General features: G+C 73.0%; 27 protein-coding genes and 1 tRNA gene. 25 read left to right on the top strand and 3 right to left on the bottom strand.

The window, feature by feature from the left end:
• Positions 1–10 precede the first annotated feature (10 nt).
• From NOCA_RS14045 to NOCA_RS14095, 11 genes are all read left to right on the top strand, one after another.
• On the top strand, positions 11–850 hold the full coding sequence (locus tag NOCA_RS14045; protein ID WP_011755925.1) for a TlyA family RNA methyltransferase: 840 nt from the start codon (positions 11–13) through the stop codon (positions 848–850).
• Positions 850–1,809 carry an NAD kinase gene (locus NOCA_RS14050; protein WP_011755926.1) on the top strand — a complete coding sequence of 320 codons (960 nt, stop codon included), beginning with the start codon at positions 850–852 and terminating at the stop codon, positions 1,807–1,809. The genes NOCA_RS14045 and NOCA_RS14050 overlap by 1 nt, the downstream gene beginning before the upstream one ends.
• On the top strand, positions 1,802–3,556 hold the full coding sequence (gene recN, locus NOCA_RS14055) for a DNA repair protein RecN (RefSeq protein WP_011755927.1): 1,755 nt from the start codon (positions 1,802–1,804) through the stop codon (positions 3,554–3,556). Before NOCA_RS14050 ends, recN begins: the two co-directional genes overlap by 8 nt.
• An 84-nt stretch (positions 3,557–3,640) precedes the next feature.
• The gene (gene steA, locus NOCA_RS14060; RefSeq protein WP_041547641.1) at positions 3,641–4,813 is read left to right on the top strand and encodes a putative cytokinetic ring protein SteA; all 1,173 of its coding nucleotides are present in this window, start codon (positions 3,641–3,643) and stop codon (positions 4,811–4,813) included.
• Entirely contained in the window at positions 4,810–5,676 is an 867-nt protein-coding gene (locus tag NOCA_RS14065; RefSeq protein WP_011755929.1) for a copper transporter, read from the top strand. The genes steA and NOCA_RS14065 overlap by 4 nt, the downstream gene beginning before the upstream one ends.
• A gap of 11 nt (positions 5,677–5,687) precedes the next feature.
• Positions 5,688–7,397: a CTP synthase gene (locus NOCA_RS14070; protein WP_011755930.1), complete on the top strand. Its 1,710-nt coding sequence runs from the start codon at positions 5,688–5,690 to the stop codon at positions 7,395–7,397.
• 20 nt (positions 7,398–7,417) lie between these two features.
• The gene (locus tag NOCA_RS14075) at positions 7,418–7,999 is read left to right on the top strand and encodes an NUDIX domain-containing protein (protein WP_011755931.1); all 582 of its coding nucleotides are present in this window, start codon (positions 7,418–7,420) and stop codon (positions 7,997–7,999) included.
• 55 nt (positions 8,000–8,054) lie between these two features.
• Positions 8,055–9,365: an SIR2 family protein gene (locus tag NOCA_RS14080; protein ID WP_011755932.1), complete on the top strand. Its 1,311-nt coding sequence runs from the start codon at positions 8,055–8,057 to the stop codon at positions 9,363–9,365.
• 49 nt (positions 9,366–9,414) lie between these two features.
• Positions 9,415–10,530, top strand: coding sequence for an alanine dehydrogenase (gene ald / locus NOCA_RS14085; protein ID WP_011755933.1), 1,116 nt, complete (start codon positions 9,415–9,417; stop codon positions 10,528–10,530).
• The gene (gene xerD, locus NOCA_RS14090; protein WP_011755934.1) at positions 10,527–11,483 is read left to right on the top strand and encodes a site-specific tyrosine recombinase XerD; all 957 of its coding nucleotides are present in this window, start codon (positions 10,527–10,529) and stop codon (positions 11,481–11,483) included. The genes ald and xerD overlap by 4 nt, the downstream gene beginning before the upstream one ends.
• A 6-nt stretch (positions 11,484–11,489) precedes the next feature.
• Positions 11,490–14,087, top strand: coding sequence for a DEAD/DEAH box helicase (locus NOCA_RS14095; RefSeq protein ID WP_011755935.1), 2,598 nt, complete (start codon positions 11,490–11,492; stop codon positions 14,085–14,087).
• 121 nt (positions 14,088–14,208) lie between these two features.
• Here the strand turns inward: NOCA_RS14095 and NOCA_RS14100 are convergent, their stop codons facing one another.
• Positions 14,209–15,585 (bottom strand): glycoside hydrolase family 26 protein, encoded by a 1,377-nt coding sequence (locus NOCA_RS14100; RefSeq protein ID WP_011755936.1) that lies wholly within the window; start codon positions 15,583–15,585, stop codon positions 14,209–14,211.
• A 23-nt stretch (positions 15,586–15,608) separates the two neighbouring features.
• Here NOCA_RS14100 and NOCA_RS14105 point away from each other — a divergent pair, with 23 nt between their 5' ends.
• From NOCA_RS14105 to NOCA_RS14165, 13 genes are all read left to right on the top strand, one after another.
• Entirely contained in the window at positions 15,609–15,899 is a 291-nt protein-coding gene (locus tag NOCA_RS14105; RefSeq protein WP_011755937.1) for a GNAT family N-acetyltransferase, read from the top strand.
• A 326-nt stretch (positions 15,900–16,225) separates the two neighbouring features.
• A complete protein-coding gene (locus tag NOCA_RS14110; protein ID WP_443189697.1) occupies positions 16,226–17,206 on the top strand; it encodes a ParA family protein in 981 nt (326 codons plus the stop codon).
• Positions 17,203–17,550: a hypothetical protein gene (locus NOCA_RS14115; RefSeq protein ID WP_011755939.1), complete on the top strand. Its 348-nt coding sequence runs from the start codon at positions 17,203–17,205 to the stop codon at positions 17,548–17,550. The genes NOCA_RS14110 and NOCA_RS14115 overlap by 4 nt, the downstream gene beginning before the upstream one ends.
• A complete protein-coding gene (locus tag NOCA_RS14120; protein WP_011755940.1) occupies positions 17,547–18,476 on the top strand; it encodes a segregation and condensation protein A in 930 nt (309 codons plus the stop codon). Before NOCA_RS14115 ends, NOCA_RS14120 begins: the two co-directional genes overlap by 4 nt.
• Positions 18,466–19,191 (top strand): SMC-Scp complex subunit ScpB, encoded by a 726-nt coding sequence (scpB, locus tag NOCA_RS14125; protein ID WP_011755941.1) that lies wholly within the window; start codon positions 18,466–18,468, stop codon positions 19,189–19,191. Before NOCA_RS14120 ends, scpB begins: the two co-directional genes overlap by 11 nt.
• Positions 19,188–19,943, top strand: coding sequence for a pseudouridine synthase (locus NOCA_RS14130; protein ID WP_011755942.1), 756 nt, complete (start codon positions 19,188–19,190; stop codon positions 19,941–19,943). Before scpB ends, NOCA_RS14130 begins: the two co-directional genes overlap by 4 nt.
• 62 nt (positions 19,944–20,005) lie before the next feature.
• On the top strand, positions 20,006–20,527 hold the full coding sequence (locus tag NOCA_RS14135; protein WP_011755943.1) for a nitroreductase family deazaflavin-dependent oxidoreductase: 522 nt from the start codon (positions 20,006–20,008) through the stop codon (positions 20,525–20,527).
• 112 nt (positions 20,528–20,639) lie between these two features.
• Positions 20,640–21,026, top strand: a complete 387-nt coding sequence (aroH, locus tag NOCA_RS14140; RefSeq protein ID WP_011755944.1) for a chorismate mutase — start codon at positions 20,640–20,642, stop codon at positions 21,024–21,026.
• Positions 21,019–22,104: a prephenate dehydrogenase gene (locus NOCA_RS14145; RefSeq protein WP_011755945.1), complete on the top strand. Its 1,086-nt coding sequence runs from the start codon at positions 21,019–21,021 to the stop codon at positions 22,102–22,104. Before aroH ends, NOCA_RS14145 begins: the two co-directional genes overlap by 8 nt.
• Before the next feature lie 11 nt (positions 22,105–22,115).
• Positions 22,116–22,817 carry a (d)CMP kinase gene (gene cmk, locus NOCA_RS14150; protein ID WP_041546550.1) on the top strand — a complete coding sequence of 234 codons (702 nt, stop codon included), beginning with the start codon at positions 22,116–22,118 and terminating at the stop codon, positions 22,815–22,817.
• Positions 22,818–22,838: 21 nt separating this feature from the next.
• Positions 22,839–23,603: a lysophospholipid acyltransferase family protein gene (locus NOCA_RS14155; protein WP_011755947.1), complete on the top strand. Its 765-nt coding sequence runs from the start codon at positions 22,839–22,841 to the stop codon at positions 23,601–23,603.
• Complete coding sequence (gene der, locus NOCA_RS14160; RefSeq protein ID WP_011755948.1) at positions 23,600–24,985, top strand: ribosome biogenesis GTPase Der; 1,386 nt, start codon at positions 23,600–23,602, stop codon at positions 24,983–24,985. The genes NOCA_RS14155 and der overlap by 4 nt, the downstream gene beginning before the upstream one ends.
• A 188-nt stretch (positions 24,986–25,173) precedes the next feature.
• A tRNA-Pro gene (locus tag NOCA_RS14165) sits at positions 25,174–25,247 on the top strand.
• Between the two features lie 62 nt (positions 25,248–25,309).
• On the opposite strand, the gene NOCA_RS28465 is transcribed toward NOCA_RS14165, so the two are convergent.
• Positions 25,310–25,444, bottom strand: coding sequence for a hypothetical protein (locus NOCA_RS28465; RefSeq protein WP_274378258.1), 135 nt, complete (start codon positions 25,442–25,444; stop codon positions 25,310–25,312).
• A gap of 125 nt (positions 25,445–25,569) precedes the next feature.
• Positions 25,570–26,301 carry an AIM24 family protein gene (locus tag NOCA_RS14170; protein WP_011755949.1) on the bottom strand — a complete coding sequence of 244 codons (732 nt, stop codon included), beginning with the start codon at positions 26,299–26,301 and terminating at the stop codon, positions 25,570–25,572.
• 123 nt (positions 26,302–26,424) lie between these two features.
• On the opposite strand from NOCA_RS14170, the gene NOCA_RS14175 reads away from it, so the two are divergent.
• Complete coding sequence (locus NOCA_RS14175; protein WP_011755950.1) at positions 26,425–26,841, top strand: hypothetical protein; 417 nt, start codon at positions 26,425–26,427, stop codon at positions 26,839–26,841.
• The last annotated feature ends 38 nt before the right edge of the window (positions 26,842–26,879 follow it).

Here is a 26,879-nt window from a genome sequence, read left to right on the forward strand (position 1 = left end):
GCCTCCCCTCGTGCCGCCGCGACGCCTGCGCCTCGACGCCGAGCTGGTCCGCCGGGGACTGGCGCGCTCGCGTGAGCACGCCAGCGAGCTGATCGGGCAGGGCCGGGTCAAGGTGACCGGCGCGGTTGCGACGAAGCCCGCGACCGGGGTGACCACGGACGTCGCCATCGTCGTGCTCGACGACCCGGACCGGCCCGACTACGTGTCCCGCGGCGGGCACAAGCTCGCCGGCGCCCTGGCGGTCTTCGAGCCCGCCGGGCTCGTCGTCGCGGGGCGGCGCTGCCTGGACGCGGGAGCCTCGACCGGCGGGTTCACCGACGTGCTGCTCCGGCACGGTGCGTCGCAGGTCGTCGCTGTCGACGTCGGCTACGGGCAGCTCGCCTGGCGGCTCCGGCAGGATGAGCGGGTGTCCGTGCACGACCGGGTCAACGTCCGCGAGCTGGTCCCCGAGACGATCGGCGGTCGGGTCGACCTCGTGGTCGGCGACCTGTCGTTCATCTCGCTGGCCCTGGTGCTCGACGCGCTCCTCGGCGTCACCGAGCCCGACGGGGACCTGGCGCTCATGGTCAAGCCGCAGTTCGAGGTCGGCAAGGACCGGGTCGGCAAGGGCGGCGTGGTCCGCGACCCGGGGCTGCGTGCCGAGGCGGTCACCGGGGTCGCGGCAGCGGCCGCCGCCCGCGGCTGGGGCGCCCGGATGATCGCGACCAGCCCGCTGCCCGGTCCGTCGGGCAACGTCGAGTTCTTCCTCTGGCTCCGCCGCGGGGCCGCCGAGCTGGACGAGGCCGCGATCCACACCGCGGTGCGCGCCGCAGCACCGTCGGGGGTGCCGGGTGAGAGGGTGGACCCGTGATGACCGGCGACCCGGCCCAGCCGCGCCGCGTGCTGCTCCTCGCCCACATCGGGCGGGAAGACGCGCGCGAGGTCGCGCGCGCGTTCGTCAAGGCCCTCACCACCCACGGCCTGGTGGTCCGGGTGCTCGCCCACGAAGCTGTCGAGCTCGGCCTGGACACCGCCTCGGTCGAGGTCATAGTGGGCGGCGACGCGAGCGCCGGCTGCGAGCTGGTGCTGGTCGTCGGCGGCGACGGCACGATCCTGCGCGCCGCCGAGATCACCCATGACTCCGGCGTACCCGTCCTGGGCGTCAACCTCGGCCACGTCGGGTTCCTGGCCGAGGCCGAGTACGACGACCTCGAGTCCACCATCGAGGCGATCGTGCACCGCCGCTACACCGCGGAGGACCGGCTCACCCTCGACGTCACCGTGCACCGCGACGGCGAGGTGGTCACACACACCTGGGCGCTGAACGAGGCCAGCGTCGAGAAGGCGGCCCGCGAGCGGATGCTCGAGGTCGTCGTCGAGGTCGACGGCCGCCCGCTGTCGCGCTGGGGCTGCGACGGTGTGGTCTGCGCAACGCCGACGGGCTCGACGGCCTACAACTTCAGCGCCGGCGGACCGATCGTCTGGCCCGGCGTCGAGGCGCTGCTGATGGTGCCCATCAGCGCGCACGCGCTGTTCGCCCGGCCGCTCGTGGTGTCACCGTCGTCGGTCCTGGCGGTGGAGGTCTTGGCCCGCACCGACGGCGCCGGGGTGCTGTGGTGCGACGGACGACGGACCGTCGACCTGTCGCCCGGCGCCCGGATCGAGGTGCGCCGCGGCGCCAAGCCGGTCCGCCTGGTCCGGCTGCACCAGGCACCGTTCACCGACCGGCTGGTCGCGAAGTTCGGGCTCCCGGTGGCCGGCTGGCGCGGATCGACGGAGCGGCGCCGCCGGCTCGCCCAGGAGTCCGCCCCCAGGGACCGCGATGCTTGAGGAGATCCGGATCAGCTCACTCGGGGTGATCGACTCCTCGACCCTGGAGCTCGGACCGGGCCTGACCGTGATCACCGGTGAGACCGGGGCCGGCAAGACCATGATCGTGACGGCCCTCGGCCTGCTGCTGGGCGGTCGCGCCGACAGCGGCGCGGTCCGCACCGGCGCCCGAACCGCCCGCGTCGAGGGTGTGGTCCGCGTGGGCGACCTCGCGGCGTTCGCCGCCGCGGTCGACGAGGCCGGCGGAGAGGTCGAGGACGACCGGGTGGTGCTGGCCCGCAATGTCTCGGCGGAGGGCCGTTCGCGGGCCTACGTGGGCGGCGCCTCGGTGCCGGTGTCCGCGTTGGCCGCCGTGGCCGAGCCACTCGTTGCCGTCCACGGGCAGTCCGACCAGCACCGGCTGCTGCGGACCCGAGCCCAGCGCGAGGCGCTGGACCGGTTCGGCGGAGACACCCTGGCCGACCTGCTGACGACGTACACCGACCTGCACCAGCGGCTCGAGGCGACCGAGCGGGAGCTCGACGAGGTGGTCGCCAGCGCCCGGGAGCGCGCGCAGGAGGCCGACCTCCTCCGATTCGGCCTCGGCGAGATCGAGGCGGTGGCCCCAGAGCCCGGCGAGGACGTCGTACTGGCGGCCGAGGAGTCCCGGCTCGGCTTCGCCGACACGTTGCGGTCGGCGGCCGAGCAGGCCCGGGAGGCGCTCTCCAGCGAGCAGGGCGACCCGGACGCGCTGGCGACCGCTTCCGCGGCGCGGACCCTGCTGGACGGCGTCCGCGAGCACGACGCGGAGGCTGGGGAGCTCGCCGACCGCCTCGCCGAGCTCACCTACCTGCTCTCCGACCTGGCCGCCGACGTCGCGTCCTACGCCACCCGGATCGACACCGACCCGGCACGCCTGGCCGCGGTCTCCGCACGCCGTGCGGCGCTCACCGCGCTGACCCGCAAGTACGGCGAGACCATCGACGAGGTGCTGGCCTGGTCGCAGCGGTCCGCGGCCCGTCTGCTCGAGCTGGACCACACCGACGACCGGATCGAGGAGCTGCGCACGGCCCAGGCGGGCCTGCGCCGTGACCTGGGTGTCGCGGCGCTCGCCCTGTCGGCGGCCCGGGCCGAGGCCGCCGGCCGGCTCGCCGACGAGGTGACCGCCGAGCTGGCCCTGCTGGCGATGCCGCACGCCCGGCTGAGCGTGGACGTGCGGCAGCACGAGGTCGACGCGCCCGCCCCGGGGACCCACGGTCCACTGCTCGTGGACGGCCGCTGGCTGCGGCACACCGCCTCCGGCACCGACGAGGTGGAACTGCTGCTCGCGGCCAACACCGGGTCCGATCCCCGTCCGCTCAGCAAGGGTGCCTCGGGGGGCGAGCTCTCCCGGGTGATGCTGGCGCTCGAGGTCGCCCTCGCCGGCACCAGCCCGGTGCCCACCTTCGTCTTCGACGAGGTCGATGCCGGCGTCGGGGGTGCCGCGGCGGTGGAGGTGGGCCTCCGGCTCGCGCAGCTGGCGCGGAGTGCTCAGGTGCTCGTCGTCACCCACCTGCCCCAGGTCGCTGCCTACGCCGATCGCCATGTCGTCGTGGAGAAGTCCTCGGACGGCACGGTCACGAGCTCCGGGCTGACCGTGCTCGACGACGAGCAGCGCGAGCGGGAGCTGTCCCGCATGCTCGCCGGCCTCGCTGACTCCGACACCGCGCTGGCGCACGCGCGGGAGCTCCTCGACGTCGCCCAGGAGGCCCGGGCGGCCACGAGCTGAGCCCGTGACTCTCCGGCGGCCGACGCGCCCGGAGTCCGACGATGCCGGGGCCGGCGCGGACCGCCTGGCAGCATGGACGCGGTCATGAGGATGCCCGTACGACAACGCCCGACGGCCGGCCGCCCCGGCGTCGTCGGCACCGCTCGCGTCGACCGTCGGATCCGCGCCCTGCTGCCGCGGCTGCACGCCGGCGACGTGGCCGTGCTCGACCACGCCGACCTCGACCGGACGACCGCCCAGGCCCTGGTGGACGCCGGTGTCGTCGCCGTCGTCAACGCCGCGCCGATGATCTCCGGTCGCTACCCGAGCCTCGGCCCCGAGGTGCTGGCCACCGCGGGGATCGTGATCGTCGACCGGGTGGGCAGCACCGGCCTGGCCGCCATCACCGACGGCGAAGTGGTCCGGGTCGACGGAGGATCGGTCCTCGTGGCGGACCGGCCGGTCGCCGTCGGCCGGCAGGTGGACGGCGAGACCGTTGCCCGGGAGCTCACGTCGGCCCGGGAGGGCCTGACCGCGCACCTCGAGACGTTCACCCACAACACCACCGAGTTCCTGCGGCGCGAGCAGGACCTGCTCCTGCACGGCCTCGGGGTGCCCCGGCTGGCGACCCGGGTGGCGGGCCAGCCGGTCGTCGTGGTCGCAGCCGGGCACGAGCACGCCCGCGAGCTGGCACTGGTCCGCACCTTCGTGCGCGAGCAGCAGCCGGTCCTCGTGGCGGTCGGCCGCGGCGCCGACGTGCTGCGTGCGGCGGGCCTGCGCGCGGACGTGGTGGTGCTCGACGCCGGGGCCGACGACGGCGATACCCCGGCCGCGAAGGCGCTCAAGGCCGCCCGCGACGTGGTCGTGCGCACCGACCGTGGCGCCGGCCGCTCCGCGGTCGACCAGCTCGAGCGTCTCGGGGTGCGGCCGCTGCGCTTCGAGTCGGGCGCGACCCCCGAGGACGCCGCGCTGCTGCTGGTGGCCGCGGCCGATGCGGCGCTGATCGTCGGGGTCGGACTGCGAGCCAGCCTCGAGGAGCTCCTGGACAGCCAGCGCGCCGGCTTGGCCAGCACGTACCTGACCCGCCTCAAGGTCGGGCAGCGGCTCGTGGACGCTGCCGCCGTACCCCATCTGTACGCGGGGCGCGTGCGCCCCCGGCACCTGCTCCTGGTGATGCTCTCCGGGCTGATCGCCCTCGGCGCGGCCGTCGGCGTCACGCCGGTGGGCCAGGAGTGGGCCGATGCCCTGGCCCAGACCCTGCAAGGACTGCTCCCGTGATCTCCTACCGCCACCACATCGTCTCGCTCGTCGCCGTCTTCTTGGCCCTCGCGGTCGGCGTCGCCCTGGGCGGGGGACCGCTCTCCGAGCTGGGCCGCGACGACCAACCCGCCTCGGCGACGACCCGGGAAGGGCGCGCCGCGGTGCGCAGCGCGACCTTCGGCGACGACTTCGCGGCGGCCAGTGCCGCCGCACTCTACGACGGCCGCCTGCGCGACCACCCGGTCTCGCTGCTGCGGATGCCCGGGGCCAGCGGTGAGGTCGTCAGTGCGCTCGGAGCCCAGGTCGAGGCGGCCGGCGGCCGGGTCGCCGGCACCTACGACGTGCAGCCGACGCTCACCGACCCCACGGAGAAGTCGCTCGTCGACACCCTCGGCAGCCAGCTGGCGAAGCAGCTCGGGACGGGTGCGGTCACCGCGGACGCCTCGACGTACGTCCGTCTCGGCGAGCTGGTCGGCCTCGCGGTCACGTCCCCGGAGCGGCCGAGCACCGACGCGGTCGCCGTGCGGCAGAGCCTGGCCGGCGCCGAGCTGCTCAGCTCTCCGGAGGAGGCGGTCCGCGCACCGGTCGTGCTGGTCGTCCTGGGCAAGTCGGCCAATCCCGCCATCCTGTCCGGCCTGCTCTCGGGGATCGCCGCGAAGGCGGTCGGCGTCGTCGTCACCGGTGACACGGCCGCGGCGGCCGGGTCGGGCGACCTGGCCGGGCTCCGGTCCACGCCCGTCGCGGACCAGGTGGCGACCGTCGACGGCGCCGACACCGTGCTGGGCCAGGTGACCGCCGTGCTCGCCCTGATCCGGTCGATGTCGGTCCAGGGTGGGTCCTTCGGTGCGTCGGGGTCGGACGGAACCGTTCCTCTGACGTAGGATGGAGTTCCGTGAACCAGGCGACGCCCACCAAGCACGTGTTCGTGACCGGAGGCGTCGCCTCCTCGCTCGGGAAGGGCCTGACGGCTTCCAGCCTCGGTAGCCTCCTGCGCTCGCGCGGTCTGCGCGTCACCATGCAGAAGCTGGACCCCTACCTCAACGTCGACCCGGGGACGATGAACCCGTTCCAGCACGGCGAGGTGTTCGTCACCAACGACGGAGCCGAGACCGACCTCGACATCGGGCACTACGAGCGGTTCCTCGACACCGACCTGAGCCAGATCGCGAACGTCACCACCGGCCAGGTGTACTCCAGCGTGATCGCCAAGGAGCGCCGCGGCGACTACCTGGGCGACACCGTGCAGGTGATCCCGCACATCACGAACGAGATCAAGGAGCGGATCCTCGCCATGGGCGGCACCGGCGAGGACGGCCGGAGCGTCGACGTGGTGATCACCGAGGTCGGCGGCACCGTGGGCGACATCGAGTCGCTGCCGTTCCTCGAGGCCGCCCGTCAGGTGCGCCACGACATCGGGCGGGAGAACTGCTTCTTCCTGCACGTCTCCCTGGTGCCCTACATCGGGCCGTCGGGTGAGCTGAAGACCAAGCCCACCCAGCACTCGGTGGCCGCGTTGCGTCAGGTCGGCATCCAGCCCGACGCCGTCGTCTGCCGCGCCGATCGCGAGCTCCCGCCGTCGATCAAGAAGAAGATCTCGTTGATGTGCGACGTCGACCAGGATGCGGTGGTCACGTGCGCGGACGCGCCGTCGATCTACGACATCCCCAAGGTGCTGCACCGCGAGGGCCTGGACGCGTACCTGGTGCGCCGGCTCGACCTGCCCTTCCGCGACGTGGACTGGACGGTGTGGGACGACCTGCTGCGCCGGGTGCACCATCCGAAGGAGGAGGTGACGGTCGCGCTGGTCGGCAAGTACGTCGACCTGCCCGACGCGTACCTGTCGGTCGCCGAGGCACTGCGCGCCGGCGGCTTCGCCCATGAGGCCAAGGTCCAGCTGCGGTGGGTCGCCTCCGACGAGTGCCAGACGGCGGCCGGAGCGGCGCGCAACCTGCAGGACGTCGACGCGATCTGCGTGCCCGGCGGATTCGGGGTACGCGGCATCGAGGGCAAGCTGGGTGCGCTCACCTACGCCCGCACGCACGGCATCCCCACGCTGGGGCTGTGCCTGGGCCTGCAGTGCATGGTGATCGAGTACGCCCGCAACGTGGTGGGGCTGGAGAAGGCGGGGTCCACGGAGTTCGACCCCGACACCCCGGAGCCGGTTATCGCGACCATGGCCGAGCAGAAGGCCTTCGTCGAGGGCGCCGGCGACCTCGGCGGGACGATGCGGCTGGGCCTGTACCCGGCGGCCCTCAAGGACGGCTCGATCGCCCGGGAGGTCTACGGCAGCAGCCTCATCGAGGAGCGGCACCGGCACCGCTACGAGGTCAACAACGCCTACCGCGACCAGCTCGAGGAGGCCGGTCTGGTCTTCTCCGGCACCTCGCCGGACAACAGCCTGGTGGAGTACGTCGAGCTGCCGCGAGACACGCACCCCTACTACATCTCCACGCAGGCGCACCCCGAGCTGCGCTCCCGCCCGACCCGGCCGCATCCGCTGTTCGCGGGCCTGGTCGGCGCGGCCATCGAGCGCCAGCGCGAGCTGCGGTTCCCCATCGACGAGACCGGGCTGCGCCGCGAGCCCGAGCCCGACGAGGACTGAGCCCGACGACGGAGGAACGGGTGCCCGAGCTCGCCGACCGGCCCGAGGCGTGGCCGGTCGAGGACAGCGGCTATCCCTACGACGGCGACGGTTGGGTCGTGAAGGTGCGCCGGGACCAGGTCCGCCGACCCGGCCACCCGAGGGAGCCGGCGTTCTCCCGGGTCGTGGTGGAGCACCCCGGCGCCGCCGTGGTGCTCGCCGTGGACGACCGGGACCGGGTGCTGTGCCTGTGGCAGTACCGGCACGCCGTGGCCCGCAACCTCGTGCAACTGCCTGCGGGCCTGTGCGACGTCGACGGGGAGGACGCCGCCGAGGTGGCGCGCCGTGAGCTCGTCGAGGAGGCCGGGTTCGAGGCGGACCGGTGGACCCATCTGGCGTCGGCGTACTCCTCCCCGGGATTCACCGCCGAGCAGGGCCACTACTTCCTCGCCGAGGGGCTGCGCGAGGTCGGTCGGGGCGACTTCCGGCCTGAACACGAGGAGGCGGAGATGGTGGTCGGCTGGGTGCCCTTCGCCGAGCTGCACGAGGCGGTCGTCGCCGGCCGCCTCGCCGACGCCCACCTGGCCCTGGCCGTGCTCCTGACCGGGGCGCGCCGCCACTAGCGTCGCTAGCGGGTCGTACGGACGCGCAGCCCCGCGAACGCCTACGGTTCCACCTATGCGTCCCGAGACCCCGGCCGAGACCCTGGCGACCGACAGCGGCACCGTGGTGCCCCAGCACCTGGTCGACCAGATCGTCGCCGGCCGGTGCGTGGCGTTCGTGGGCGCCGGGTTCGCCGCCCCCGCCGTGCCGGCATGGCAGGTGCTGCTGCGTGGTCTGGCGGATCGGGCGGGACTGGACGAGGAGACCTCGGCCTGGGTCGCCCAGCTCGTGGAGCACGGGGGATCGCGCGACCTCGAGGCGGCGGCGCAGGTGCTGCACACCGCGATGGGGGAGGCGTTCGACCCGGCGCTCGCGGGCATCCTTGCCACGGAGGGGCGCCCCGACGCGATCGCCGCGCGCCGCCGGCTGCTGGCCGGCATCCCCTTCGACGCGATCCTGACCACCAACTTCGATCCGTTCCTGGTCGGCAGCGTGCCCGGGCCGGACGCCTACCAGCAGATCCTGCGCGACCCACCGCACCGGTGGTGGGAGCCGCGGTACTGGACGGCGGAGTCACCCGGCGCGCCGGTCGTGAAGCTGCACGGCGAGGTCGGGCCCCTGGGCGACACGGTCGTCTTCACCCAACGTGACTACCGGGACCGGCTCTACAGCAGCCCGGCGTACATGACCTTCCTGCGGTCACTGTTCGCGACCAGCACGGTCCTCTTCCTGGGCGTGTCGTTCACCGACGCCTACCTCAACGAGCTGCGCTCCGAGGTGCTGGCGATGATCGATCAGCGCGAGGACGACCCACCGGTCGCGTACGCCGTGCTGCCGGACGTGGCACCGCACCAGGCGCGCTACCTGCACCAGCACGAGGGGCTCGGGACGATCACCTTCGACACCGCCGGGGGCAGCGACTGGTCAGGCTTCGACCGGGTGCTCGAGGCCATCCACGCCGCCACGAACCCGCGGGCGCAGCTCGGTGCCGTCCTGGCCGCACGGACCGTGCTGTGGGTCGATTCAAGCGCCGACGACGTCGCCTTCGGTCGCACCGTCCTGGCCGAGGCGGCCGGTGGGGGCGACGCGGGCACCCGCATGGTGCAGGTGGGCTCCGCGGCCGAGGCGGTCGCGTGGCTGCGGCAGGACCGAGCCGACCTGGTGATCGCCGACCTGGCCGCGGGCAGCGACGGCGCACCGGTGGCCGAGAAGCTGTTGACGACGATGCGCCGCGAGGACCTGCGCGCACCGGTCGTCGTGCTCTCCCAGGAGCCCGTCGCCGCGGGCGAGCGGCTACGGATCCTCTCGCTCGGTGCCAGCGAGGTCGCGCACGGCTGGGCCGACCTCTTCCGGGAGCTCACCCGGATCTACGCTCGCCGGGAGTAGGCTCGCGCAGCCACAACGGCGTGGCGCTGAGAACTGAAGGAGCGATGCGGTGAAGGTGGGCGTCCCCAAGGAAGTCAAGAACAACGAGTACCGGGTGGCGATCACGCCCATCGGTGTGCACGAGCTGACCGCGCACGGTCACCAGGTGTACATCGAACGCGGTGCCGGTGAGGGCTCCTCGATCCACGACGAGGAGTACGCCGCGGCCGGGGCGCAGATCGTCCCGGACGCGGACAGCACGTGGGGCGACGTCGAGCTGGTCCTCAAGGTCAAGGAGCCGGTCGCCGAGGAGTACCACCGGCTGCGCGAGGGGCTGACCCTGTTCACCTACCTCCACCTCGCGGCGGACAAGAGGCTGACCGACAAGCTGCTCGACACCAAGGTCACCGCGATCGCGTACGAGACCGTGCAGCTGCCGTCGGGCGGCCTGCCGCTGCTGTACCCGATGTCCGAGGTCGCCGGCTGCCTGGCGCCCCAGGTCGGGGGCTACTCCCTCATGCGGGCCCAGGGCGGCCGCGGCGTCCTCATGGGGGGTGTCGGTGGCGTCGCCAACGCCAAGGTCGTGATCATCGGTGCCGGCGTCTCGGGCCAGAACGCCGCCAACATCGCCCTCGGCATGGGGGCCGACGTCACCTTGCTCGACAACGACCTGGACAAGCTGCGGATGTCGTTCTGGCGCTACAACAACCGGGTGCACGGCCTCGCGTCCTCGAAGCTGGCGATCGAGCAGCAGGTCACCGAGGCCGACCTGGTCATCGGAGCGGTGCTGATCCCCGGGGCCGCCGCGCCCAAGCTGGTCAGCAACGAGCTGGTCTCCCGGATGAAGCCCGGCTCGGTCCTCGTCGACATCGCGGTCGACCAGGGCGGCTGCTTCGAGGACACCCGGCCGACCACGCACGCGGACCCGACGTACCAGGTGCACAACTCGACGTTCTACTGCGTGGCGAACATGCCCGGGGCGGTCCCGAACACCTCGACCTACGCGCTGACGAATGCCACGCTGCCCTATGTCGTCGCCGTCGCGGACAAGGGCTGGCAGCAGGCCAGCCGCGACGACCACAGCCTGGCCCTCGGCCTGAACACCCACGCGGGCCGGCTCACGAACGCGGCCGTGGGTGCGGCGGTCGGGGTCGCGGCCGACCCGTTGGACTCCGTCCTGACGTGAACGACCCAGCGTCGAACGACGTCGCGCGCGCGGTCCGGACCTACCTCGACCACCTGACGGTCGAGCGCGGCCTCGCGACGAACACGCTGACGTCGTATCGGCGCGACCTGCGGCGCTACCAGGAGTACCTCGCCGAGTGCGGCGTGGAGCACCTGGCCGACGTCACGGAGGGCACGGTGGCGGCGTTCCTGGTGCGGCTGAGGGAAGGCGACCGGGACCACCCGGCGCTGAGCGCCACCTCCGCCGCGCGGACCGTGGTGGCCGTGCGCGGCTTCCACCGGTTCGCGGTCGCGGACGGCCTCGCCGCGACCGACCCGGCGAGCGCGGTGAAGCCGCCGACACCGGCCAAGCGGCTGCCGAAGGCCCTGCCGCTCGCCGACGTCGAGGCGATCCTGGAGGCGGCGGGCGCTCCCGGCACCACCCTCGCGCTGCGGGACCGGGCGCTGCTGGAGGTCCTCTACGGCACCGGCGCCCGGATCTCGGAGGCCGTGGGCCTGGACGTGGACGACCTCGACTGGGGAGAGTCCGGGGTCGAGGGGACCGTCCTGCTGCGCGGCAAGGGCGGCAAGGAGCGGCTGGTCCCGGTCGGCTCCTACGCCCGGGAGGCGGTCGACGCCTACCTCGTGCGCGGTCGTCCGGAGCTGGTGGCCGCCTCGGCGCGCGTCACCGGGGGCGCGTTGTTCCTCAATGCGCGCGGTGGCCGGCTCTCGCGGCAGTCGGCCTGGGCGGTGCTGGTGCGGGCGGCCGAGCGGGCCGGCGTCACCCGGGACGTGTCGCCGCACACGCTGCGACACTCCTTCGCCACCCACCTGCTCGACGGTGGGGCCGACGTCCGCGTCGTGCAGGAGCTGCTCGGCCACGCGTCGGTGACCACCACCCAGGTCTATACCCTCGTGACGGTGGACAACCTGCGCGAGGTTTTCGCCACCGCCCATCCGCGCGCTCGCGACTGAGCGGCCGTGGCCGACCTGCTCGACGAAATCACCGCCGCGGCCACCGCGCGCGGGCTGACCCTCTACCCGCACCAGGAGGAGGCGATCCTTGCCGTGCTGGCCGGCGACAACGTCGTGCTGGCCACGCCCACCGGGTCGGGCAAGTCGTTGGTCGCCGAGGCCGCGCATCGGATCGCCCTGGAGGGTGGCCCGGAATGGGGGTCTGGGGGCGAAGCCCCCAGTGGGGCTTCCCGGGGGAAATGGGGGTCTGGGGGCGAAGCCCCCAGTGGGAGCCCCCGGGTGTCGTTCTACACGGCGCCCATCAAGGCACTGGTGAGCGAGAAGTTCTTCGCGCTCGTCGAGGAGTTCGGGGCCGAGGACGTCGGCATGCTCACCGGCGACGCGTCGGTCAACCCCGACGCGCCGATCATCTGCTGCACCGCCGAGGTGCTCGCGAACATCGCGCTGCGCGAGGGCTCCCGCGCCGACGTCCGGCTGGTCGTGATGGACGAGTTCCACTTCTACGCCGAGCCGGACCGCGGCTGGGCCTGGCAGGTGCCGCTGCTGGAGCTCCCGCAGGCCCAGTTCCTGCTGATGTCGGCCACCTTGGGGGACATGTCCGAGCTCGCCGCCGACCTGACCCGGCGCAACGGACGCGAGACCACCGTGGTGGCCGACGCCGTACGCCCGGTCCCGCTGAGCTTCAGCTGGGTGATGACACCGCTCGCGGAGACCCTCGAGGAGCTCGTGACCACCGGGCAGGGTCCGGTGTACGTCGTGCACTTCACCCAGAAGGACGCGGTCGAGCAGGCCACCGGGCTGCTCGGTGCGAGCTGGCTGCCCAAGCCCGACCTCGGGGACCGGCTGGCGGCGAACCGCTTCGGGGCCGGATTCGGCAAGACCCTGTCCAAGCTGCTGCGGCGCGGCATCGGGGTGCACCATGCCGGGATGCTCCCGCGGTACCGACGCCTGGTCGAGCAGCTGGCCCAGGAGGGCCGGCTGAGCGTCATCTGCGGCACCGACACCCTGGGCGTGGGCATCAACGTGCCGATCCGGACCGTGCTGTTCACCGGCCTCGCGAAGTTCGACGGCAGCCGGCAGCGGATCCTGCGGACCCGGGAGTTCCTCCAGATCGCGGGCCGGGCCGGCCGGGCCGGCTTCGACACCGCCGGGTTCGTGGTGGTCCAGGCACCGCAGCACGTCATCGAGAACGAGCTGGCGAAGGCGAAGGTCGCCGCTCGGCAGGCGGCCGGGAAGAAGAAGTCCAAGGCGCAGCTGCGCAAGCCGCCCGAGGGGACGGTCGTGTGGAGCGAGCAGACCTTCGACAAGCTCGTCGCGGGCCAGCCGGAGCCGCTGACCTCGCGGATGAAGGTCGACAACGCGATGCTCGTCAACGTCCTGGCCCGCGAGGAGGACGCCTTCCCGGTGCTGCGCCGCCTGCTCCTCGACAACCACGAGGACCGGCGCCAACAGCTCCGGCTGGCCCGGCGGGCGCTGCGGCTGGCGCGCGCCCTGCTGCGCTCCGGGGTGCTCACCCGGCTCGACACACCGGACGACCGGGGCCGCCGCTACGTGCTGACCGTCGACCTGCCTCCCGACTTCGCGCTCAACCAGCCGCTGGCGCTCTTCGCGCTCGCGGCACTCGACGTGCTCGACCCGGAGTCGGAGACCTACACCCTGGACCTCGTCTCGGTGGTCGAGGCGGTCCTCGAGGGCCCGCGGCAGGTCCTGCTCCAGCAGCAGCACGTCGCCCGCGGCGAGGCGATCGCGGAGATGAAGGCCGACGGCCTCGAGTACGACGAGCGGATGGCGCTCCTCGAGGAGGTCACCTGGCCACAGCCGCTCGCGGAGCTGCTCGAGGCGACCTACGAGATCTACCGGGAGCGGCATCCGTGGCTCCGCGAGGACGCGCTCCAGCCGAAGTCGATCGTGCGGGAGATGTACGAGCAGGGGATGAGCTTCACCGACTTCGTCGGCCGCTACCAGCTGGCCCGGTCCGAGGGGCTGGTGCTGCGCTACCTGACCGACGCCTACCGCACCCTGCGCCAGACCGTCCCGGACCAGCACCGGACGCCCGAGCTCGAGGACCTGGTCGAGTGGCTGGGGGAGACCGTGCGGCAGACGGACTCCTCGCTGCTCGACGAGTGGGAGGCCCTCGCCGACCCCGATCATGCGCGCAGGGACGTCAGCCACCACGAGCCACCGCCGTCGCCGCGGCCGATCTCCCAGCAGGACCGGGCCTTCCGGGTCATGGTCCGCAACGCGATGTTCCGGCGGGTCGAGCTGGTCGCCCGCGACGACCTCGACGGGCTGATGGCGCTCGAGCGGGCCGCCGCCGACCGCACCGACCCGCCGGCCGAGATCCGCATGCCTCGGTCGGCCTGGGACGCCGCGATCGAGGACTACTTCGCCGAGCACGACCGGGTGCGGCTGGACGCGGACGCACGGGGTCCGTCGCTGCTGAGGATCGCGCCGTCGGCACGGACCTGGGAGGTCGTCCAGACGATCCACGACCCCGCCGGCCACCACGACTGGGTGATCGAGGCCGAGGCCGACCTGGACGCCTCCGACGAGGCCGGCGAGCTGGTGCTGCGCACGGTGGCGATGCGACGCCTGGGCGATTGACCGGCCGCGTCTCCCGCCTCGACTTCGTCGCCGCTCGGGCCGCGGGATCGATCCGGGCGTGATGGTCCGACGTCGTGGTTGCGGTCGGCGCGTCAGCTGCGGCCGGGACCCGAGCGGGGCTTCAGCGCAGGTAGCACAGGGCGTTCGGGCAGGAGTCCAGCCAGGGGACCCCACCGGTGAGCGAGGAGAGCTGCTTCTTGCCGGCGGTGTCGTCGAACCACAGCATCGCCCACACCGGCCTCGGGGTCAGCGCCCGGGCGGTGCGCGAGATGACGGCGGGGTTCCAGTCGCCGGCCGCACTGCTCTCGGGGCCGACCTCGGTCAGGGCCAGGCGCGTGACCTGCTCCGCGACGGCGGCGTAGCCGGTCAGGTCGAGCCGGTCGCGGGCGTCGGCGGCCGGTCCCTCCGGGTCGTAGCTGTCGATGCCGGCGACGTCGACGCGCGCCGGCAGCAGCCGCTCGGGGGCCCGGATCCCGGACCAGGTGCGGGCGGCGAAGGAGTAGGCCCACACCACGTTGTGGACGCCTGCTGCCCAGGCGCGCTGCTGCATCATCGCCCAGAGCCGCTTGTACGTCGCCGGGTCGGGCTTGCCCCACCAGAACCAGCCGCCGTTCGCCTCGTGGAACGGCCGGAAGACCACCGCGACCCCCGCCTCCTGGAAGCGCTGGAGCAGCGCCAGCTTGGCGTCGAAGTCGGCCCAGAACCGGGCGCCCTCCGGGGAAGTGGTGCTCAGCAGGGCGTCCAGTGAGGTCCAGCTGCGGTCCCAGGCCGGTCGCGAGGTGTGCGGGTTCGTGGTGTGCCAGGAGGCCGAGAGGACGGCTCCCTGCTGCGCGAGCGTCACCAAGGTGTCGAGGGGCGGGGCGGGGAACTGGTAGGTCTCGCCGGCGGCCAGCTCCTCGAGGTCGAAGCCGACGACCGAGACCCGGCGGGGTGCGAGCGCCGTGAGCGGGGCGAGGTAGTCGATGTTCGACACGTTGAGCTGCTGACCGACGCCCATCAGGCCCGCGGAGCGCCAGCGGTCCAGGCGCGCGGCCAGGCAGCGGGCCGCAGGGTCGGCCGCGCGGTCCACGAGCGCGATCCGGGGAGTGCAGGAGGCGGCGGTGTAGACCTTGAGGGTCAGCTGGGAGGAGACCTTGCGAGGCAGGTCGGCGGTCGCCTCCGCGACCACGCGCAGCACCTGCCGCCCCGCGACGCTCGTGTCGAGCGGGACGACGGCGCGGCCGCGAGCGTTCCCGATCGAGGCGTCGACGACGGTCCAAGAGGTCCCGACCAGGCGCTGGAGCGTGAACGAGCGCCCGGCCCGCACCGGGGTCGCCCGTGCCACCAGCGCGCTCGGCTCGCCGACGGTCACCACCGGCGGGGCCAGCCGGGCGGTCAACGTCGTACCGGTGCGCTCCACCGGCGCGGGGCGCGCGGACGCAGGGGTCGCCCCGGACGCGATCGTTCCCCCCGTGAGCAACCCCGCGAGCAGGGCCAGGACGGCCGCACGTGGGCGCACCGGGCCAGTCTAGAGTCGGTGGCATGACCGACGTCGCGACTTCCCACAATTCCGCCCGGAGCCGCTACGAGGCCCACATCGACGGCGAGCTCGCCGGCTTCGCCGAGTACCAGCTGACCGACGAGCTGGTCACGTTCACCCACACCGAGGTCTTCGAGAAGTTCGAGGGCAAGGGCGTCGGATCGGCGCTGGCCCGGTTCGCCCTCGACGACGTGCGAGCCGGCGGTGCACGCAAGGTGCTGCCGCTGTGCCCGTTCATCAAGGGCTGGATCGGCAAGCACCCCGACTACGTCGACCTCGTGTACGGCGCCTGAGCCGCACGTCGGTCCTCCACAGGCCTGTGCACAGGCGCGCCGGCCCTGTGCATCCAGCGCCGGGCGAGTGCACACTCCATCAACAGATTTCCCCGACGGCCTGGGGGTTTCCGCCTTCGGGTTGTCGGTGTCGGAGCCCGGTCCTAGAGTCGCCCGCGGGTCGGCAACATGTCGTCGTGTCGACAAGTCGGTGAGGAGCGGGGATGACTGCAGGCGGCGCCTTCGAAGGAACGTCCGGCCCGGCCGGGAGCGTCGCCGGCGCGATGCCCCCGCTGATCCGCACCCCAGCCCCCACCGACGACCACACCCCAGAACCCGGAGATGACCTGCCCGTGGCCGACCCGTTGCCCTTCGAGCGTCCGTCCGTCGAGGCGGACCCCCCCGAGCTCGGCCCGACCGGCCGTCCGCTGCCCTTCCTCCCCGAGCCGGGGCCGGTCCCCGCGCACGGTGGGGCCCGGGTGGTGTCGATGTGCAACCAGAAGGGCGGCGTAGGCAAGACCACCACGACGATCAACCTCGGCGCGTCGCTCGCCGAGCTCGGCCGCAAGGTGCTGCTGGTCGACTTCGACCCCCAGGGCTCGCTGTCCGTCGGGCTCGGCCTGAACCCGCACGAGATGGACCTGACCATCTACAACCTGCTCATGCAGCGCGACGTCGACCTGCACGAGGTGATCGTGCCGACCGTCGTCTCGGGCATGGACCTGCTGCCCTCCAACATCGACCTGTCCGCGGCCGAGGTGCAGCTCGTGCACGAGGTGGCCCGGGAGCAGACCCTCCAGCGGGTGCTCGCGCCGGCGATCGCGGAGTACGACATCATCCTGATCGACTGCCAGCCCTCCCTGGGCCTGCTGACGGTCAACGCGCTCACCGCCTCGGACGGAGTGATCGTCCCGCTCGAGTGCGAGTACTTCGCGCTGCGCGGCGTGGCGCTGCTCAAGACCACCATCGACAAGGTCCGCGAGCGGCTCAACCCCAAGCTGGAGATCGACGGCGTGCTCGGCACCATGTACGACGGCCGCACCCTGCACAGCCGCGAGGTCATGGAGCGGCTGGTCCAGGCCTGGGGCGACAAGGTCTTCCACACGGTGATCCGGCGCACGGTGAAGTTCTCCGACTCCACCGTCGCGGGGGAGCCGATCACGACCTACGCCTCCGCGTCGACCGGCGCCGACTCCTACCGGCAGCTGGCCAAGGAGGTGCTCGCCCGCACGCACTCCGAGCCCGCCGCCGGCCGTGACACCGAGCGCGACACCGGGCCTGACACCGGGCCTGACACCGGGCCTGACACCGGGGGGACCACGGAGTGAGCCGACGGGTCAGCCTCCCCGCCGCCGACGACCTGTTCCGGCCGACCGCCCCGCCCGCGGCCGACCGCGGCGCGCCGGACGACTCGGCGGCGGTCGGCGCGGACGAACGCAGCGGCGGGGCCAAGAAGCCCAGCGGCCGGGTCCGGCACGACGAGAAGATGACGGTCTACGTCACCTCCGACGAGCTGCTCGACCTCGAGCACGCGCGGCTGCTCCTGCGCCGCTCGCACGGCCTCGCGGTGGACCGCGGGCGGATCGTGCGGGAGGCGATCGCGCTGGCGCTGGCCGACTTCGACGCCCAGGGCGACGACAGTGCGCTGGTCCGACGATTGACCGAGGGATGACCGCCGCGCCGGTCGAGAGCAGCGGCGAGGCGCCGGCGTTCGAGGTGCGCCTCGACAACTTCGAGGGGCCGTTCGACCTGCTGCTGAACCTGATCGCCAAGCACAAGCTCGACATCACCGAGGTCTCGCTCTCGACGGTCACCGACGAGTTCATCGCCCACGTCAGGGCGGGCGGCTCACCCGACAACCCCGCCCAGTGGGACCTCGAGCAGACGACGTCGTTCCTCCTCGTCGCCTCGACCCTCCTCGACCTCAAGGCCGCGCGGCTGCTGCCGCAGGGAGACGTCGAGGACGAGGAGGACCTCGCCCTGCTCGAGGCTCGTGACCTGCTGTTCGCCCGCCTGCTGCAGTACCGCGCCTTCAAGCAGGTCGCCGCCGTGCTCGCGACCCGCCTGGCGTCGGAGTCTCGGCGGCACCCGCGCGCGGTCGGGCTCGAGGAGCGGTACGCCGGCTTGCTGCCGGAGGTGCTGATCGGCATCGGGCTGGAGCAGTTCGCGCAGCTGGCCGCCAAGGCGCTCGAGCCCAAGCCGGTCCTGGAGCTCTCGCTGCAGCACATCCACGCCGCCAAGGTGAGCGTGCGCGAGCAGGCCGCGCTCGTGGTGGACCGGCTGCGGCGCAGCGGCACGATGACGTTCCGCGCCCTGTGCGGTGACTCCCCGGACCGGCTGACGACGGTGGCGCGGTTCCTCTCGCTGCTCGAGCTGTTCCGCGAGGGCGCGGTCGCCTTCGACCAGGTGACACCGCTCGGCGAGCTGACCGTACGGTGGACGGGAGACGACGACGCCGACGTGGACGAGCTGATCACCGACGAGTTCGACGGCGCGCCGCCCGAGCCGAGTGCCGTGCCGGAGGGAGAGAGCGATGACCGAGTCCCAGCCGGAGACCCAGCCGACCCAGCCGGAGGCGCAGGACCAGATGACGACTGAGATCACGGCCGAGACGACGGAGGCGGCCGAGACGCTCGCCGTCCCGGTGGCCGAGCTGCGGCCGGCACTCGAGGCGCTGCTGATCATCGCCGACCAACCGATGGACACGATGACGCTCGCCACGGCGGCGGGCTACCCGGTCGCCGAGGTGAGCACGGCCCTGGAGGGGCTGGCGGTGGAGTACACCGAGCAGGGCCGGGGCTTCGAGCTGCGGCACGTCGGCGGGGGCTGGCGCTACTACACCCGCGACGAGTACGCCGCGGTCGTGGAAGGCTTCGTGCTCGACGGTCAGCAGGCGCGGCTGACGCAGGCCGCGTTGGAGACGCTGGCCGTGGTCGCCTACAAGCAGCCCGTCTCCCGTGCCCGGGTGTCGGCGATCCGCGGGGTGAACGTCGACGGCGTGATGCGGACGCTGCTGACCCGGGGCCTGGTCGAGGAGGCCGGCCACGACCACGAGACCGGGGCCAACCTCTACCGCACGACGACCTACTTCCTCGAGCGGATCGGGGTCACCTCGCTCGACGACCTGCCCGAGCTGGCGCCGTACCTGCCGGACATGGACGACCTCGAGGAGGAGCTCGCCGAGATGGCGGCGCCGCACCCGACCGAGACCGCCACCGAGGCGGCGCCCGAGCCGGAGCCGCAGCCGGGGCACCCCCACTCCCCGCACAGCGGCGACGGGACCGAGCCCGACGGGGGGACCGAGCCCACGTGACCACCCCGGGCATCGAGTCCGACGACGACGGCCTGGTCCGGCTGCAGAAGCTGCTCGCCCAGTCCGGCGTCGCGTCGCGGCGCAAGTGCGAGGAGCTGATGCTCGAGGGGCACGTCGTCGTCGACGGCGAGGTCGTCACCCGGCTCGGCACCAAGGTCGACCCGCGGACCGCGGTGATCCGGGTCGACGGCAAGCGGCTGCCACCGGTGTCGGAGAAGGTCTACCTGGTGCTGAACAAGCCCCGCGGTGTGGTGTCCACGATGTCGGACCCGGAGGGACGGCGCACGCTGTCCGACCTCGTCGCCGATCGCCCGGAGCGGCTCTTCCACGTCGGTCGTCTCGACACCGACACGTCGGGGCTGCTGCTCCTGACCAACGACGGCGACTTCGCGCACCGGATGGCGCATCCCTCCTACGAGGTCGACAAGACCTACGTCGCAGAGGTCGAGGGCGAGGTCTACCGACGCACAATCAAGCAGCTGCTCGAAGGGGTGACCCTCGACGACGGGCCGGTCACGGTCTCGAAGGCGCGGATCGTCGAGGCGACGGCGGCGAAGTCGATCGTCGAGCTGGTCATCCACGAGGGCCGCAACCGGATCGTGCGCCGGCTGCTCGACCAGGTCGGGCACCCCGTGCGTCGCCTCACCCGCACCGCGATCGGGCCGGTCTCCCTCGGCCGGCTGCCCAGCGGGGAGCTGCGGGACCTGACCCGCCAGGAGCTCGGCGAGCTGCTGGACACCGCCCAGCTGTAGGCGCCCCCGAAGGCTTCGCCGGTTCGGCTCCGGGCCGGTGCCGCGGTCGCTAGCGTCGTCGTATGAGCGTGGCCACCGACCTCTCCTATCAGCCGAGACCGGCGAACCCCGTGCAGCGCGCGGTCCAGGCGTTCGGTGCATCCCGTCCCGGGGCGTGGCTGTTCTCCCGGATCCTGCCGCCGCTCGACACGGTGGTGCAGCGGCTCACCCGGCACCGGCACACCCTGCCGAGCCTGCTGGCCGGGCTCCCGGTGGTCGACCTGACGACGACCGGGAGGCGCAGCGGCCAGCCGCGGACGGCACACCTGATCGCGGTGCCGCACGGCGAGGCGCTGGCCGTCCTCGGCACCAACTTCGGCCAGGCCTCGACCCCGACCTGGGTGCTCAACCTGGAAGCCGACCCGCACGCCCGCCTGAGCTACCGCGACCGGACGGTGGACGTGCTGGCGCGACCGCTCGTCGGCGAGGAGGCCGAGGAGCTGCTCGGGCGCGCCGAACGACTCTATGCGGGCTACCGGAAGTACCAGGGCCGGATCACCGGACGGCGGCTGCGGATCTTCGCGCTCGAGACGGCCGCGCGCTGATCGCGGCCCGAGCGGGTCGACGGGGGTGTCGGCGCGGGCGGGTAGCGTCGACACCGAGACCGGAGAGCCGGCCGGTCCGCAACCGGACGGTGGTGGCCACTAGCCTGGGCGCGTGGCATTCAGGGCAGTGCGAGGAGCGACCCAGCTCGACGCGGACGTGCGCGACCACATGCTCGAGCGGGTCGCCGAGATGGTGGTCGACGTGATGACGGCGAACGGCCTGGAGGTCGACGACTTCATCTCGGTGATCTTCACCGCGACCTCCGACCTGGTCTCGGAGTTCCCCGCGTACGCCGCCCGGAGGCTCGGGTTCGGCGACGTGCCGCTGATCTGTGCGCGGGAGCTCGAGATCGCCGGCTCGATGCCCCGCGTGGTCCGGATGCTGGCGCACGTCGAGACCGACCTGCCGCGGTCCGACATCACGCACGTCTACCTGCACGGTGCTGCGGCGCTGCGTACGGACCTCACCCGGGTCAGGTCGGTACCCGACGATGAGTGACGACCAGCCGGTCCTGACCGGCCCGGTCGAGATCGTCGGCACCGGGCTGCTCGGGACCTCCATCGGCCTCGCCTGCTCGCGGGCCGGGATCGAGGTGGTCCTCTCGGACGCGTCCAGCGAGCACCTCCGCACGGCCTCCGGGCTGGGCGCGGGCCGGCCGAGCACGGCCGCGGACCGACCGCAGCTGGTCGTGGTGGCCGTGCCGCCCGACGCCCTCGGCGCGGTGGTGGCGCAGGCGCTGCGGGACCGTCCGGACGCCGTCGTGACCGACGTGGGCAGCGTGAAGTCCGGCCTTCCGGCGCAGGTCGAGCGGGCGGTCGGGTCGGAGGCAGTGCGGCGGTACGTCGGCGGGCACCCGATGGCGGGCTCGGAGCGCTCCGGGCCGCTTGCCGCCACGCCCGCGCTCTTCGACGGCCGCCCGTGGGCGATCACGCCGCACGAGGGGAACGAGCCGCCCGCCGTACGCCTGGTGGAGGCGCTGGCGACCCGCTGCGGCGCCGTCCCGGTCCGCTTGAGCCCGGAGGAGCACGACAAGGCGGTCGCGCGCACCTCGCACGTCCCGCACCTGCTCGCGGCCCTGGTGGCGGGCCGCCTGGCCGACGCGCCCGAGCAGCACCTGGCGCTGTCCGGGCAGGGAGTGCGAGACGTCACCCGGGTGGCTGCCGGGAGCCCGGCGCTCTACGGCCAGATCGTGTCGGCGAACGCGCAGGCGGTGCTCGGGCTGCTCGCCGAGGTCCGTGCGCAGCTCGACGCCGTCATCGACGCCGTGGCCGCCGACGACCGGACCGCGCTGGAGACCGTGCTGGCCCGCGGCGTCGCCGGCACCCGCGCCATCCCCGGCAAGCACGGCGAGCCGGTCCGCCCGATGCGCTCGGTGTTCGTGTCCGTCCCCGACCACCCCGGCGAGCTGGCCCGGCTGTTCGCCGACGCCGGCGCGAGCGGGGTCAACATCGAGGACGTGCACATCGACCACGACCCGGGCCGGCCGGTCGGCCTGGTCGAGCTGGTCGTCGACGAGACCCGGGCCGAGCACCTCCTGACGTCTCTCGAGTCCCGTGGATGGGTGACTCACCGGTAGGCTGCAGCCCCGTGAACCACACCCCGCGCCCGCCCGCTCCCGGTCTCGTGATCGCCATCGACGGCACGTCCGGGTCGGGCAAGTCCAGCACCTCGCGCGGTGTCGCCAGACGGCTCGGGCTGAGCTATCTCGACACCGGCGCGATGTTCCGCGCGATGACCTGGTGGCTGCTGCGCGAGGGCGTGGACGTCCACGACCCCGCCGCGGTCGCCGCTCGGTGCGGTGCACCCACCATCGTGTCCGGCACCGACCCCGAGGACCCGACGATCACCGTCGACGGGACCGACGTGGCCGTGGCGATCCGCGGCGACGCCGTCAATGCCGCCGTCTCCGCGGTCAGTGCCGTCCCCGAGGTGCGCCGTCAGCTGCTCGACCTGCAGCGCGCGGTGATCGCCCTGCACACCCGCACCGGCGGCATCGTGGTCGAGGGTCGCGACATCGGCTCGGTGGTCGTCCCCAGCGCGCCGGTCAAGGTCTACCTCAGCGCGGACCCCGAGGCGCGGGCCGTCCGCCGTGCCGCCGAGCAGGGCGGGGCGGACCTGGCGGCCACCCAGGAGTCCCTGCTCGCGCGCGACCGGATCGACTCGGGCCGGGCCACGGCGCCCCTCGTGATGGCCGACGGTGCGGTGCACATCGACACCACGCCGTACTCCCTCGACGAGGTCATCGACCTGGTCGTCGAGCTCGCCGAGCAGGCCGCGGCGCGGGCGTGAGGACGACCCGATGAGGCCTCGATGAAGGACGTCTCCGCCCACCGTGAGCTGCCGCGCAGCGACACCGCCCGGGGCGCGCCCCGCTACGCCCTGTACTCGCCGCTGCGCCCGCTGGCGCGCTGGTTGATCCGGCGGTGGTACGACGTGCGCGTGCACGAGCCCCGGCACGTGCCGCGCCACGGGGGAGTGATCTACGCCTCCAACCACGTCGGGATCGTCGACGGGCCGCTGCTGGCCATCTTCGCGCCCCGCCCGGCGCACGCGCTGACCAAGATCGAGATGTTCCGTGGCCTGCTCGGGCGCTTCCTCGTGCAGTCCGGCCAGATCCCGCTGGACCGGTTCCACACCGATCCCGCCGCGGTGAAGACGTGCCTGAAGGTGCTGCGCGACGGGGGCGCGGTCGGCATCTACCCCGAGGGCAGCCGCGGCGCGGGCGACCTCGAGCGGTTCCACCGGGGTGCGGCCTACCTCGCGCTGGTGTCCGGCGCACCGGTCGTACCGGTCACGATGCTCGGGAGCCGCGAGCCCGGCGCCCACCACAACTCGCTGCCAGCCCGGCGGGCCCGGATCGACCTGGTTTTCGGGGAGGCCTACCGCATCGACCCGGTGCCGTGGCCGCGGACCCGGGAACAAGTCGAGAAGTTCTCGTTGTTGCTGCGGGAGCACATGCTGGTCCAGCTGGACCGCGCGCGCACGTCGACCGGCCGGGAGCTGCCGGGTCCGCTGCCCGTGACCGACGTAGACCCAGACCCCGCCACCGGGGTCACCGACCAAGGAGCACCATGACCGAGCTCGAGGGTGCCCCCGAGGGCGCCCCGGAGACCGCTGCGGAGACCGTCCCCGAGGCCGCCGGACCCGTCCCCGTCCTCGCGGTCGTCGGCCGACCCAACGTCGGGAAGTCGACGCTGGTGAACCGGATCATCGGCCGCCGCGAGGCAGTCGTCGAGGACGTCCCCGGTGTGACCCGCGACCGCGTCTCCTACGACGCGAGCTGGAACGGCCGCGCGTTCACCGTCGTCGACACCGGCGGCTGGGATCCGGACGCCCGCGGCCTGGCCGAGCGGATCGCCGGGCAGGCGGAGGTCGCGGTCAGCCTGGCCGACGCCGTGCTGTTCGTGGTCGATGCGACCGTTGGGATCACCGACGCCGACGAGGCCGTCGTGCGGATCCTGCGGAAGTCCGCGAAGCCGGTCGTGCTGGCCGCGAACAAGGTCGACGACCAGCGCACCGAGGCGGAGGCCTACGGGCTGTGGAACCTCGGGCTCGGCGAGCCGTACGCCGTGTCCGCGCTGCACGGTCGTGGCTCGGGCGACCTGCTCGACGCCGTGCTGGCGGCGCTTCCCGAGCCGCCTCCCGAGCGTGAGCCGGAGCCCGGCGGGCCGCGGCGGATCGCGATCGTCGGCAAGCCCAACGTCGGCAAGTCCTCCCTGCTCAACAAGCTCGCCGGCGAGGAGCGGGCCGTGGTCGACAACGTCGCCGGCACCACCGTCGACCCGGTCGACGAGCTGATCGAGCTCGGCGGCAAGACCTGGCGGTTCATCGACACCGCGGGCATCCGCAAGCGGGTCAAGGAGGCCTCCGGGCACGAGTACTACGCCTCGCTGCGCACCGCGACGGCGATCGACCGGGCCGAGGTCGCGGTCCTGGTCGTCGACGGCGGGGAGTCGATCTCCGAGCAGGACGTCCGGATCATCCAGACCGTCCGCGAGGCCGGCCGCGCGCTCGTCATCGCCTTCAACAAGTGGGACCTCGTCGACGAGGAGCGCCGCTACTACCTCGACCGTGAGATCGAGCGCGACCTCGTCCAGGTGCAGTGGGCCCCGCGGATCAACATCACCGCCCGGACCGGGTGGCACGTCGACCGGCTCGTCCCGGCGCTGGAGAAGGCCCTGGAGGGCTGGGAGACCCGCGTCTCGACCGGCGCGCTCAACGGCTTCCTCGGCCGCCTGGTCGCCGAGCACCCCCACCCGGTGCGCAGCGGCAAGCAGCCGAAGATCCTGTTCGGGACCCAGGCCTCGACCGCGCCGCCGACCTTCATCCTGTTCACGAGCGGCAAGCTGGACGCCGCCTACGAGCGGTTCATCGAGCGTCGCCTGCGCGAGGAGTTCGGGTTCGTGGGCACGCCGATCGTGCTGCAGCAGCGGCCGCGGGAGAAGCGCAAGCGGTAGCCCGCGGGTCAGCGTCGGGCCATGCGCAGGCTCGTGGTCCTCGCCCAGGCCGGGGGCGTCGCGGGTCGTGTGCCCCACGACGCGCCATAGCGCGTGCTGAGGCACACGACCCGATTCCGCCAGTCCGGCCGGGCTGCGGTAGTGTTCACGCCGCTCGGTGGTCGCTGCATCGCGACCATGCGGGTGTTCGGGCTGTGGCGCAGCTTGGTAGCGCACTTGACTGGGGGTCAAGGGGTCGCAGGTTCAAATCCTGTCAGCCCGACCGTGTGATGTCTCAAGACATCGGAATCGCCCGGACCTACGGAAGGTAGGTCCGGGCTTGTTCTATTTCGGGGTGGGGTCCGGTGGTGCGCCGGTGGGCTGGTAGTCCTTGCGGGGGTCGATGATCAGGTCGCGGAGGAGCTCGCCGGTGGCCACGGCCGTCGCGGCCGAGCGCGCGACCTGCCTGGCGGCCGGCATGGACGACTTCCTGACCAAACCGTTGGGCACAAGGAGCTCCACGAGGCCCTGGCGCGCTGGGCACAGGTCGACGCGCCCGATCCGGTTCGGGACTGACCGGTCGGTGGGGCATCGGAGCGGGCAGCTCAGCCGCCGAGCAGCCCGCCGAGCCCCCCGCCGCTGCTCTTGCCCGTGGCCGCCTGGTGGCCGCCGGTGATCACGGACTCGCTCGGCTGGACGACGACGTACCCCTGACCGCCGAACGCCATCTGGAACGTCTCGCCCGTGCCCCCGCGCACCAGGGACTTCACGCCCCCGGTGTCGACCCGGATGTCCATGGACACCCCGGAGGTCCACAGCACGACCGCCTGTGCGTCGGCGAACGTCGGCGCGCTCGCGACGTCGAGTGCCACGGGCTCGCCGCTGGTGGTGACGGCGACGTAGCCGGTGCCGCGCAGCGACACGTTGTAGAGCCCGCCGGTCATCACCGCGCCGCGGGCCTGGACCCGGTGGATCTCCCACTCGATGGAGGAGGAGAAGGCCAGCACGCTGGATCCGTTCACCGACACCAGGTCGTTCTCCAGGTAGAGCACCTGGACGTCGGCGGCGAAGTCGGCCACGAACAGCTCACCGCTGCCGGTGCACTGCATCATGTCGACGCCCTCGCCGGTCACCGCCTGCTTCAGCATCTTGCCCAGGCCACCCGAGCCCTTGTTCTCGAACCGGACATCGCCTTGGTAGGCGACCATCGAGCCCGTCTTGGCCCAGACCGGACCGTAGCCCATGTCGATCTTCAGCAGCTTCTTGTTCTGCAGGGAGAACGGGTCGGTCGACGACTTCTCCCTGAACTCCTCCAACAGCGTTCCGTGCAGTGGCATCTCGGCTCCTCCCGGTGCCGTCGGCTCCCGCCGGCGTCCTCCTGTTCCGGACTCTACGAGCGTCGGACGGCGTACGCTGCCGAACGGGAGCACGGCGACGAAGAGCACAGGGAGGGCAGTGGAATGGGGTTCTTGGACAAGGCGAAGGCGGCGGCCAACGAGCTCGCCGCGAAGGCGGACACGGCGCTGTCGAACTCCGGTCTCGGCGGCCCCGGAGCGGCGGTCTCGCCGGAGCGGCTCCTGCGCGACCTCGGCGTGGTCGCCTACCTCGAGGCTGCGGGCCGGCCCGTGCCGGAGGGCGAGCGGGAGCGGCTCCTGGGCGCGCTGAACGAGCACGAGAGGGCGGGGACGTTGCCGCCCCTGGTGCTACAGACCACGCCGCCGCCGGCCGCGGCCCCGCCGCCGGCCGGGACGGTGCCCCCGCCGCCGGGCGGGATGACCCCGCCCGCGTCCTCGGAGCCGGCCGGGACCCCAGCGGCCGCGACGCCGGCACCCCCGCCGCCGCCGCCGTCGTGGATGAACAAGACCGACGGCAGCTGACCTGTCCGAGGTCACCCCTGCGTCGCGGCCGTAGCATC

Origin of the sequence: Nocardioides sp. JS614 (assembly GCF_000015265.1) — a bacterium.
Taxonomy (GTDB): domain Bacteria; phylum Actinomycetota; class Actinomycetes; order Propionibacteriales; family Nocardioidaceae; genus Nocardioides.